The organism is Mediterraneibacter glycyrrhizinilyticus (genome assembly GCF_015560805.1).
Lineage (GTDB): Bacteria > Bacillota > Clostridia > Lachnospirales > Lachnospiraceae > Schaedlerella > Schaedlerella glycyrrhizinilytica_A.
This window is the reverse complement of the sequence record NZ_JADMSO010000007.1, coordinates 1-12,501: the sequence shown is the minus strand read 5'-3', so window position 1 is coordinate 12,501 and position 12,501 is coordinate 1. Positions and strand designations below refer to the sequence as shown.

Here is a 12,501-nt window from a genome sequence, read left to right as displayed (position 1 = left end):
TTTCCTCTCTCCTATTCCACCATATTTCTTATTTTTTCCGGAACATCCAAATCCGGAAATCCATAAAAGTCTTTCGCATTTTCTCCTAAGATCCTGTTTTTCTCTTCTTCTGAAAGCGCAGATGTTTTTTCTATAAAATCTTTACTCATATCATAAGTGATCGCCGTCATTGTACGCGGATAATCACTTCCCCACATTATTTTCTCTATACCACATATCCCGATCGCCGTTCTGATCGCCTGAATCGCAGACGGATATGGGTAGAATTCTTTATGGAACAACCATGTGATCCCGCCGCTCTCCACATAGACATTTTTGTGCCGGGCAAGGGCGATCTGCTCTTCCCACCCGTTTGTTGTAACCATACCGAAATGACCGATCGCAATTCGTAAATCCGGATACATCTTAATCAACTTTTCCATTTCTTTTACCTGGAGTTCCCCATCTGACAGATCAATGGAAATAAATCTCCCTAACCGGTCTGCTTTCGCAAAAATCTCCTTATGGTGCAACAGATTCTGATCTCTCAGTCTTCCCGCGCAGATTTTGATCCCGTCAAATTGTCTGATCCATTCACTGTCGATCTCCCGTTCCTCGTACAGACAACAGATTTTCATTCTTTCCGGATATTTCTTTTTACATTCCAGCAGATAACGATCCTGATTTCCGTCAATATATTCCTGCGTCACCACACAACCGCTGACTCTCGCATAATTCATATTGGCGATCAACATTTCTGCGGTATTGCGTCCATCCAGCATATAGGGCGGCATCATCTGTCGTATTTCCCCACCGAAATTACTTTTTCCCTCACAGAGCGCAAAAACCGGTTTTTCATCTACGCGTCCGCACTGCCGATCCCAGAGATGTAAATGTGCATCGATGATCATAAACATCCTCCTATCTCGAAATTTTATCTTTTTCTTGCTTTCATTATAGGATTTATAGTACGATAATCATACAGGAACAGCGGACATATCTGCTATATTTATGTCTGCTTTTCGTACTTAATTCGTACTAAATCCAGATTTAATGAGGTAAAGTCCATGAAAAACGACAATTTAAACATTACATTTTCCATAGAAGATTATCAGATCCGTATTCTAAAATTTACCTATGAATGTCAGACATGGAATACACCGTCACATTCACACAGCTCCAACAGTTATGAGATCCACTTTATTCCAAAAGGAAAAGGGACTTTAATCAGCGCGCAAAGTCCTTACGAATTATATCCGGATATATTGTATACAACCGGTCCTCATATTGAACACCAACAGTATTCCGATCCCGATGATCCCACTTATGAATACTGTATTTATTTAAGGATAGATAAATTGCATGCGAAGCAAAAAAATACGGCAGGCGCTTCCATGATGGCGTCTTTTTTACACTATCCGTTTTGGTATGGAAAGGACTGCGCCGATCTGCAGACGACGCTTGAGCAGATCCATCGGGAATTTTCCAGCCCCGGTCCTGCCGCCGCAGTCATGCTGCAAGCTCTTTTCATGCAGTTTTTCGTCAAGATCCTGCGAAATTATGAGCCTGCTTCAAATGCGGCGATCACCTATATTCCGATCCCTTTGATCAAATCCTATATCTTGATCGAGGACAGCTTTTTACTCGAATACGATACGATTACGCTGAAAGAACTGTCCAGCCGTCTCGGCTTAAGCCCCAGACAGACAAGCCGTATCCTTTTCAACCGTTACGGGCAGAATTTTCTTCAAAAAAGGACGGAAGCACGCATGGCTGCCGCCGTCACCTTTTTAAAAGAAAACCAGCTTTCGATCTCGGAAATCGCTTCCCGGCTTGGATATTCCTACCCCAATCATTTTCATGCCGCTTTTAAGAACTACTATAAAATGACCGTTTCCGAATATAAACGAACCGTCCTGAACCTCACATGACAATTTGACGGATGTCCGAAATCTGACGGCGAAAATCGGGCGGCAGTCTTCGGACGTAATCACCGGAAGTGCCAAAAGGCACATTCCGGGATTGTAAGCAGTCGCCAAGGTCTCGGGCAAGCCCAGACTTTGGCTCGTTGCCTATATAAAAGAGGATGTGAAAAAACTCGATTGAGTTTTTTCGCATCCCTCTTTTTGCTTTTATTGTGCATAAATTGCTGGAATCCTACGCTGAAAAGGCGTACTTCCCCTACCCCATAGAGATTCTCTTTTTGAATCTATGCGGCAGTTCTATTTCTCATCTTTTTGTTCTGATATTTGTATAGATTATGTCCTATTGCCACAAGTAAAACTTCTAGTTTAACCGAATTAATACCTCTTCGGACAATTCTCTTGTACCAACGGTCATTTTTCATGATTCTGAAAGTGCCTTCTGCTTGTATCGAACGGTTCATTCGTAACAGCGCACCATGAATACTTTCTAAGTTTTCGATTACTTCCTGATGCATTGCAGTGAGTTCCTGATTGATCCGAACAGTTCGATTTTTAGCTGTTTTCTTACATTTCTCTGCATATGGACATCCACTGCAATCTTCACATTCATACAGTTCTTCCTTGCGTCCGTATTGATTTCCCCTCACACTTCTTCTGTATAAAAGATGAAATGCTTTATCGTTAGGACATCTCATGACACCTTGTTCATCAATTCTAAAATTAACTGCACGAAATGGATCTTCATGATACTTTCGATCCTTGGTTTCCTTTTTAAACATTGGAAACTTCATATACTTTTCAATTCCGTTCTGTTCGCAAAAAATATAGTTGTTATATGATCCGTAGCTAGCATCTGCCACAGGATACTTGGGATAGAAGCCATACGTTTGTTTGAAGTGCTTCATCAAAGGAATGAAACAGTCCATATCTGAACGATAATGGTTCACGTCAACAACTGCGATATATTCATCTGCTACACCAATCTGTACATTGTATGCCGGCAGAAGCTGATCAATGATTTCATTCAGATAATCTGGTACATACTCAGAATTCGTTGAAATCTGTACTTCACTCCATGCGATTTCTTTGTTGATTTCCTCAATCTCCGCAGTGATTTTTTCATAAAGCTTGTAACGGAACTTTTCGGTAGCCTTCTTCCAAACCCAGGTATATTTGTTGGCATTTGCTTCAAACTTGGAACCATCGATGTAGATATGTTGCAAATCCACATGCTCCTCGTTGAAGATCGCTTGATTGATGTCGTTAAAAATGTTTTCAATCTTATCCTGAAGTACTTCGTTGATGAAATATCCAAAGGTTCGGTATGATGGAGTCTGGTGATCCATGAGATACATGAATCTGATATTGACTTTGCAGTTGTCTTCCAGTTCTCTCGGGGAGCAGTAGCCGCTGGTCATAAATCCGAAAAGTACTGTTTTTAACATGTTGACCGGATTATATCTGAGTCGTCCAGTTGTGTACTCCGGAATATCTGTCAGATACTTATTTAAATCGATTCCTCCCATCAATCTGTCAAATGTTAAAACAGGATCCAGCAGATCCAAACAATCTGAAAGAAACAGTGGTAAATATCCTTGTTTTGGATTATTATAATTTATAGTTGAAATTTTCATCGCAAGTTAATTTTAACATAAAAGAGGACCTTTCGTTCATTTTGAACGAAAAGTCCTCTTTTTTCGTAGAGAGTGTTATTTCACAGCCGCCGTTTCATACGGGCGTGTCAAATGACTGCTGTACGACGGCTTTTTTCTTTTGCCGTCGTACGGCAGATAATTATTTCTTATTTTTAATTAAAAAAGAAATTTTATAATATCGCTTATTTTTATGTTTCTTTTCGCTAATAATGAGTCTCTCTACCTCACATTTTTCTTTCTACACTTCAACGCCATTCGGATATTCAACATTTAATTTTCCATTAGCCCCTAAATATTCTTCAATTAAGATGTTTCATATTCTAAGTGCTAATAACCTACGCAACAATAGAACGATTTGAAAAGTTATCCCGCTTTTGCTTACCATATTATTTCCTTAAATTAACATTCATGTAATGCCCCATATTACGCAAATTCATCGAGTCCTCTACAAACTGAAGTTCATCCCAATATGCAGACCTTTGATTATACACGCTTATAAATTATTGGTTCATCATATCCAAAAGTTCTCTTTCCATTAACTTCCATGCTTTCCGATATTTCCAGAAAATTGTTGGAAAACTTTTCCCAAAGTTTGAATGTCATTACCGGAGAGAACTGGCTTGTGCTGCCTCCCTCCCAGATTCCGTCCTTTTCATGATAAAGTGCCGGATTAAATTTTTCAGATTTTTCTAGTTTAGAGTAATCAACATTCTTCATAGAATCATATGAAAATGTATTTTTATCTTCTCCTTTTGGAATTTCATAAGAAGAAAGTAAAATTCCCTGTTCTATTTCTGTGATAAGGAAAAGATGTGGAGATGCATGACGTTTTCCATTAATTTCATAATAACTCTCTTCAACAACAAATTTTCCTTTGAAATCTTCAGGAAGGTTATTTATTTTGTCATTACAGATTGTATTTACATGTTCCGCATATGGATATGTTTTCCCCTCTGCCTACATCTTATTAAATTGATCCTTATTATCAAAATGTCCTGTCATCATTCCTACAAAATTATCAAGTTTCATCATATACTTTACCTCCTGGTATTTGCCTAATCACACTATTCCTCTTTTGCTTTTGCCATACTGGCGATATCTCCCACTCCATTCAATACCATTGTCGGAAGATAAGCATAAGTTTTGAGTGTATCCTTCGTTGAACATCCAGAGAGAACCAATACAGTAGACATACCACTTTCCATTCCTGAAATCACATCTGTATCCATACGATCCCCAACCATTACAGCTTCTGCTGAATGACATCCAAGCATATTCAATCCTGTTCTCATCATCAGTGGATTCGGTTTCCCACAGAAATATGCCTGTGTACCTGTTGCCATTTCTATAGGTGCAATCAATGCACGACAAGCAGGAGCAATGCCGTTCTCAATCGGTCCGGAAACATCTGAGTTTGCTCCGATCAGCTTTGCACCTTTCAAAACTAAATTCGTTGCTTTTGTTAATGTATCCAATGAATAGGAGCGTCCCTCTCCCACAACAACATAATCCGGATTTACATCATTCATTGTGATACCTACATCATAAAGTGCATTTAACAGGCCGGCTTCTCCTATCACAAATGCCGAACAGCCTGCCGCCTGTTCTTTTAAAAATGCGGCTGTTGCCAATGCACTGGTATAAAAATGTTCTTCTGGCACATCAAGTCCCATCCTAGCCAGTTTCTGATTTAATTCTCGTGGTGTATATCCACTATTATTTGTCAAAAACAAATATTCTTTCTTTTCATCATGCAACCACTGGATGAATTCTGGAACACCTGGCAATATCTGATTGCCATGATAGATCACACCATCCATATCACAGATGAATCCTTTTTTTTCATTAAAATCGATTATGGATTTTATCATGTTCATATGCGCCCTGCCTTTCTTGTTTCTTTAGAATACACCTTACTCTTTTCATAATAGAATAAAACTCTTTTTTCTACAAATATTTTTATATTATATCATCCACACATGAAATCAAATACATAGCACTGTAAAATCAAAGTAAATATTTCGATCAACAGAACCTTTTATGTCAACATATCTTTCACACAAGTACTCCGATAATCACTCGGTGATATTTTATATCTTTCTTTAAATACTCGGTTAAATGTTCTCTGACTTTCAAATCCACTATCCAGACAAATGTTTGTAATAGAATCACTCGTATTTTCCAAACGATGGCATGCATAGTTCAGCCTTGCATCATTAAGATATTGATTAAAGTTTCTATGGAATGTTTTGGAAAAGAGTCTGGATAAGACATATTTGCTCACCCCCAGATCTTTTGCCATCTCTTCCAGCGAAAATTTCTTCTTAAAATTTGCTGATATATAGGAAACTGTCTGGTAAATAAGATCGTTGCTCCCCACATTACTCTTTTCTACCAAATTTAATTTTCCTATGCAGCGTGCCAACACAATTTGAAGATATGCCTGTGCAACAGTAATATCCGACTGTTCTGTCTCTAAAATTGCATTTATAACCCTATATACCTCCGGTTCAACCTTTTCCGCTTTGATGATTGGGTATTCAGGAGCCATGGATTGCATGATATCTGCAAATTTGGCTATCGTAAATGGCGATGCAATCAGATAAGTCGCTTTATTTACACCGGGTGTCAGTATCTGATAGTGATGAATAACATCTGGAAATACAAAGCCTATATCTCCTTTTTCCATATGGTATAGTTCCTGTCCGACACCAAGTTCTAATGCTCCACTTGTTACACAAACGATCTCCAATGCATTATGAAGATGTGGTTCAATATGTTTTGACTTCCTATTTATTGCTATAATCTCCTCTTTTGTGTCAACATATTTTAACTGCATGAAATACTCCCCTTTGCAACATTTGTCTATATCTTCTTTCGATTTGGCAAGCAATCCTTTTACATCTATCCTATAATCAACTTGTAAATAAGAAAAGGAGGAATTGCAAATGAGCAATCTAAAAAAATATCTGAATGACCTTTTAGTATTCTACGCTGAATATTTTGAGCATCCTTACCATGTATAAATACTAAAAGGACTATTTTGTGAAAACTGAATATTTTCTTAAGGTCATTTCACAAAAATGAAGTGGTCCTTTTTTATTTTCAAAATACAGTTCAATCACTTTATATATAGAAAAAAGCACTGTCTCATCGAGCAATGACCAGACAACGCTTTCTCCTGTCAATTCTAATTTATGTCTGATGCATCTGTTACTTCATCTGCAGCAATTCCTTTTTCTGCTTTCAGTTTTTTATTTGCATCTTCTACATTCATTCTTGAAAGTACAAACATAATCAATACATCAAAGATTAGCGGAAGCCAAAGATACATAAACTGCATCATATCAAGTGCAGACTGCGGCTGAGTTGCATTTGTTCCGATATATCCACTGAACTCAAGCATCCATCCAACAACAGCGGTTCCAATACCTCCACCGATTTTTACGCCAAGAGAAGTACAAGAGTACATCGTTCCGTCAATTCTCTTTCCCTGTGTAAGATAAGTGTATTCAGAGCAAGATGCGATAACTGCATTCATATCTCCCTGCCATGGTCCCTGACCTAAGGCTGCAAGAGCTGTAAATGCCATCATCAGCGGAACACTGCCCATATATCCTGCAACAACAACAAGTGCTCTACCGATGACTGCTAAGACATAACCTCTTAAGTTCAGTTTATACATACCTTTCCACTTACCAACTAATGTCGGTGTGAAAATCAGGGCAATGATCAGTGGAATATTTACTGCCCATGCAAATTGTCCAAACAAATTCTTATTTTTCAGTACCCATGTCATGTAATAAATGCCAGCTCCAATCATGGCACCATATAACTGCTGTAAAATATATGTTCCACAAATCATCATGTAATATTTGTTTTTAACAAGAAGCTTGAATGCATGTACCATTCCGAACTTTTCATTATCATTCTTTACTTCTCCTTCGTTAAGTTCTTCCTCAGGAAGTTCCTTAACAGAAAGTGCTGAAATCGTATTTACGACAAGACCAATGATTGCATAGATAATAGCAACTGTTCTCCATGCTGTAGCATCTCCACCACATTTATCTACAAATCCAACTGTAATTGCCTGAATCAGAAGACTTGTTGAAAACGCAAAAATAAAACGGTAAGATCCCATCTGCACACGCTCTTTGCTGTTCTTTGTAATCAGTGACGTAAGTGCTGAATAAGCAATATTGTTTGCTGTATAAAACACACCATTTAACAGTGTGTAAGAGATAAAGAACCATGCATATTTAGCCGTTGTTCCCAAGCTGACTGGTACTGCAAAACAGCAGACCAGCGTAATGGCACAACCAATATATCCATATAGCATCCATGGTTTCGCTTTTCCCATTTTACTATGTGTTTTGTCAATCATTGATCCAAAAAATATATCCGTAAAACCATCAAATAGTTTTGATACTGCAATCAGGGTACCTACGACACCTGCAGCAAGTCCTACTGAGTCCGTCAAATAGACCATCATAAAAGATGTCAGGAACGCATAGACTACATTACCTGCAATATCGCCTGATCCATATCCAATTTTGTTATACCATTTCAAATACTTTTTTTCTTCCATCGAATTTCTTTGCTCCTCATCTTCATCGCACTTAGAATCTCAATATGTCTAGCCGTATGATGTCTAATTCTAATTTTTTCTCTGTTTTTGTCTGATTGCTCTGTATATCCGGACTTTACATCTCAATCAGACTCTCTTTCCTTGTTTACGGGTTGCATGAAACTTTATTATCCCTTTATATACGGTATCAGTGTAAACTGAAACCGAAATAATACATCATCAAATCGGTACTGCTCCAATACAACTGGACCACAACTGTTAGAACCAATGCCATTTAATGCGTAGTCAACACAGAATACTACACTATCTGATTCTATTAATTCATAATTATGCGTTTTCTCCTCAAGTTCTTCCTGCGTATAATAAGAAGCATTGAATGAGAAGGCATTTTCCGCAGAGACCACAATTCCATATCGGCTGTTATTAAGCTCTACATATTCACAATCATAATGGCTTCCATTTTCCTGTGGGCGAATATAATCCTCATGCAAATCATCTACATTTGCCTGATACAAACCGTGGCTCGCAGCCTGATGTTTGTCACAATAGCTTTCCTGTGGTCCCATTCCAAAGTATCGTGCAGCCGAAAGTTTTTTATCCAGGAACATCCTCACACCAAATCTTGGCAGGTCCGGAAATTCATCATCTTTTGTTACTGCAATATCTGCATCAATCTTTCCAGCAGCTTCTATTTTCCATGTGATCGTCACATCAAGAATCTTCTGTACTGTCTCTGCCACAACGGATGCATGGCTTGTAATTTTCACACCATGCTTTCCCTGCACGACCTCTGTCGTGTAAGCTCTTGTATAAGCTTTATCATAATGGGCTTTCTTCCATTCAGACTTGATGTACATATCATTATCTGTTGGTGCCCTCCAAATATTTAATTCCATCGGGTGGTTCAGATATTCCCGACCTGCAAATTTCATCTCTGTAAAAAGTGCAGTACGTTTGTCTATGGTATAAGCAAATTCACGCCCCTTGATATGAATCTGTGTATCATTTTCATTTACCTGTAATTCAGAGCCCACTGCTGTTTTTTGTAGCCATTTCTCAGCAAGTTTACATTTTGCATCGTCCTTGCTTACCTCAATTTCATCAAATCCAAGAATATGGTCTTCATCCAATAATGGTACTTCTTTTTTCAGATGGTAAATAAGTTTTAAATAACATTTTCCATTCACTGGCACATTGATTTTAAGGTTTGTTTTTCCTTCACTGTGTGGTGCTGCTGAAACTTCTGAAAGTTTACCTTTGCTGATCACAAGACCATCCTGTGTCAGTTCATAGCTGATTTTCACATAATCTTTCAGATTATCAAAATCCATGTAGTTATGAAGCACCAGTTCTCCACTTTCTTTGTCATAGGAAATAACCCTTGCCGGGCGATAAACATTCTTGTATTCCAAAAGTCCTGTATGTACCGTTCTGTCTGGATATACTAATCCATCCATACAGAAGTTGCCATCATGAATTTCTTCGCCATGGTCGCCCCCATAAGCATATATAGTCTTTCCATTCTCAGCAGTTCCATGAGCAATTGCATGGTCACACCATTCCCAGACAAAGCCGCCGCACATTTTATCATTATCCTGAATCATCTGGAAGTAATCCTCAAAATCTCCAGGTCCGTTTCCCATACTGTGACAATACTCTACCAAAAGGAAGGGTTTGCTTCCATCTTTATCCAGATACTCCTGAATTTCGGAAAGCGCCGGGTACATCCGGCTGTACACATCCAGATTGCTGTAATCATATGTTTCATCATAATTACGGTATCTTGCACTCTCATATTGTGTGATGCGGTCTGGATCAAAATTCTTTGTCCATTCCAGTACTTTTTCAAAGTTGCAACCATAAGCACTCTCATTTCCCATTGACCACATAACAATACAGAAACGGTTTTTGTCACGTTCCACCATGAGTTTTACACGATCAACGATTGCCTCTTCCCATGCCGGATCATCTGCAATCATCTCATTCCATCGTTTGAACCGATTGTAATCGGTGTCTTCTTTTCTGTAGATCATAAATGGACCATGAGCTTCAATATCGGCTTCATCTATCACCATGAATCCATACTTGTCACACATTTCATAGAAAAATGGTGCGTTCGGATAGTGGCTGGAACGGATCGCATTAAAATTATGCTGCTTCATTAACGTAAGATCGGTTGTAATCTGTTCCGGATTGATTGTAAATCCAGTAACCGGATCAGAATCATGTCGATTGACACCACGGAATTTAATCTTCTGTCCATTTAAATAAATAACCTGATCTTTAATCTCTATCTTTCTTAATGCAATGTGATCTACAATTACTTCGTTCTCTGTTTCAAGAATCAGTTTATATAGATATGGATTTTCTGTATTCCAAAGTTCCGGACTCGTGATTTCTAATACAGCTGTTCCTTCTTTAGCAATACTTCCTAGTGCTACAACTGCTCCGCTTCTATCTTCAATCGAAATTTTTACATTTAACGGAGAGTAGAATTTCATTTCAATTTCTACTTTCGCAAGCATATCCTCAATTCTTGTTTTAATATGATAATCACTGATTGCCTGTTTTGGGCGTTTCAAAATGTACACATCCCGGAAAATACCACTCATACGGAATTTGTCCTGATCTTCCAAATAGGAACCATCACACCACTTCATTACCAACACTGCCACCGTATTTGTTCCATCCTGAAGTACACCGGTAACATCAAACTCACTGGTCATATGTGAGACCTGGCTGTATCCTATGTAAGAACCATTGAGCCATACATAAAAGCAGCTGTCTACTCCTTCAAAGTTCAAAAAAGATTTTGGCGCTTTCTCATCTCTACTGTACTCAAAAGTATGTACATAGGCTCCACACGGAATGTCTTGTGGCACATATGGTGGATCAAACGGAAATGGATACCGGATGTTTGTATACTGGTGTGTATCATATCCAGCCATCTGCCATACACTTGGAACCTGAATCTCATCAAAATTTTCTGTATCATAATTCTTCTCAAAAAAAGAATCCTGAATGTCATAGATGCTGTTAAAATACTGGAATTTCCAAGTTCCATTCAATAACTGCATACGATCTGATTCTTCTCTGTGTTCCACCAAGTTATCCATTCTTTTGGATGACGGAATATAATAGGCCCTGGCTGGCATTGTGTTTTCGTGCAGTACGCTTAGATTTTCATAATAACGTGGTACGATCATAAATAGCTCTCCTCCAATACATATACTTTTTTGTTCTTTGTTTCCTTAAATCAAACTTTATACTTTACTTTTTTGTTTACGTTCCTTAGTTATGCTATATATAGCTTATCCTAATCTGCAAAATATGTCTATGAATTGGATTAGACAAAATATGTACTAAATGATACAATGATAAAAAGTACAAAAAGAGGTGCTGTCCTATGTATTTGAACACTGGTTATTTGAACCACTCACATATGGATTTCAAAGACAAAAGTCGTCCGCTGATTGTAGGTAGCTGTGGTACTTACCGTCTTTCCAGACATCCCAAACTTCCTACCTACCGTCCAAGGGGTCGTCTGGATTATCAGATTATATATATCACTGCTGGTTGTGGGCATTTTCATTTTGATAATGTAAATAATGAAACGATTGTTCCAGCCGGCAACATTGTACTGTACAGACCGAAAGAACTCCAAAAATATGAATATTACGGAGAAGATAAGACAGAAGTATACTGGATTCACTTCACAGGAAGCAATGTAAAAAATATCTTACGTCAATATGGGTTTCCAGATAAAGAACATGTCTTTCAAGTTGGTACATCTAATGAATATGAACAAATTTTCAAGCGTATTATTATCGAGCTCCAACGCTGTCAAGATAATTATGAGGAAATGCTTGTCCTTTTGCTACGTCATCTTCTGATCAGTTTCCACCGGGAACTGACAAGAGAGCACATATTAAAAAATGAATACCTTGATCATGAGATGGATAATGCTGTTACCTTTTTCAATGAAAACTACAATCAAAATATCAATATTGATGATTATGCTGCCTCACGAGGCATGAGTGTCAGCTGGTTTATCCGAAATTTCAAAAAATATACCGGTTCTACACCAATGCAATTCATTGTGGGAATCCGCATCAACAATGCTCAGATGTTACTTGAAACAACAACTTATTCCATCAATGAGATTTCTAAGATTGTCGGATATGATAACCAGCTTTATTTCAGTCGGCTTTTTCACAAGTTGAAAGGATATTCGCCGAGAGAATACCGAAAAATAAGAAATAGGTTATGAAATCTATGAGAATGTGAAACTTTTTCTGTAAATAATGTTTTAGAAGGTCTTCTATGGTAAAATATTTTATCATAAGGAGGCCTT

The 12,501-nt window shown here is 38.0% G+C and carries 8 protein-coding genes and 1 pseudogene; 2 read left to right on the top strand and 7 right to left on the bottom strand.

Features of this window, described 5'->3' with window-relative positions; genetic code table 11:
* Window positions 1-11: 11 nt before the first annotated feature.
* Window positions 12-890: an amidohydrolase family protein gene (locus I2H87_RS08325; RefSeq protein ID WP_243273903.1), complete on the bottom strand. Its 879-nt coding sequence runs from the start codon at window positions 888-890 to the stop codon at window positions 12-14.
* Window positions 891-1,046: 156 nt separating this feature from the next.
* Here I2H87_RS08325 and I2H87_RS08320 point away from each other — a divergent pair, with 156 nt between their 5' ends.
* The gene (locus I2H87_RS08320) at window positions 1,047-1,910 is read left to right on the top strand and encodes a helix-turn-helix domain-containing protein (RefSeq protein ID WP_054702929.1); all 864 of its coding nucleotides are present in this window, start codon (window positions 1,047-1,049) and stop codon (window positions 1,908-1,910) included.
* A gap of 278 nt (window positions 1,911-2,188) precedes the next feature.
* Here I2H87_RS08320 and I2H87_RS08315 read toward each other — a convergent pair whose 3' ends face one another.
* From I2H87_RS08315 to I2H87_RS08295, 6 genes and pseudogenes are all read right to left on the bottom strand, one after another.
* On the bottom strand, window positions 2,189-3,538 hold the full coding sequence (locus I2H87_RS08315) for a transposase (RefSeq protein ID WP_195609706.1): 1,350 nt from the start codon (window positions 3,536-3,538) through the stop codon (window positions 2,189-2,191).
* A gap of 504 nt (window positions 3,539-4,042) precedes the next feature.
* A pseudogene (locus I2H87_RS14095) lies at window positions 4,043-4,591 on the bottom strand (hypothetical protein).
* Between the two features lie 32 nt (window positions 4,592-4,623).
* Window positions 4,624-5,436, bottom strand: a complete 813-nt coding sequence (locus I2H87_RS08310; protein WP_021652318.1) for an HAD-IIA family hydrolase — start codon at window positions 5,434-5,436, stop codon at window positions 4,624-4,626.
* 161 nt (window positions 5,437-5,597) lie between these two features.
* A complete protein-coding gene (locus I2H87_RS08305; RefSeq protein ID WP_009268652.1) occupies window positions 5,598-6,398 on the bottom strand; it encodes a helix-turn-helix transcriptional regulator in 801 nt (266 codons plus the stop codon).
* 351 nt (window positions 6,399-6,749) lie between these two features.
* Window positions 6,750-8,147 carry an MFS transporter gene (locus I2H87_RS08300; protein ID WP_009268653.1) on the bottom strand — a complete coding sequence of 466 codons (1,398 nt, stop codon included), beginning with the start codon at window positions 8,145-8,147 and terminating at the stop codon, window positions 6,750-6,752.
* Window positions 8,148-8,314: 167 nt separating this feature from the next.
* A complete protein-coding gene (locus tag I2H87_RS08295; RefSeq protein WP_195609705.1) occupies window positions 8,315-11,353 on the bottom strand; it encodes a glycoside hydrolase family 2 TIM barrel-domain containing protein in 3,039 nt (1,012 codons plus the stop codon).
* 200 nt (window positions 11,354-11,553) lie between these two features.
* Here I2H87_RS08295 and I2H87_RS08290 point away from each other — a divergent pair, with 200 nt between their 5' ends.
* The gene (locus tag I2H87_RS08290) at window positions 11,554-12,417 is read left to right on the top strand and encodes an AraC family transcriptional regulator (RefSeq protein ID WP_054702927.1); all 864 of its coding nucleotides are present in this window, start codon (window positions 11,554-11,556) and stop codon (window positions 12,415-12,417) included.
* Window positions 12,418-12,501 lie beyond the last annotated feature (84 nt).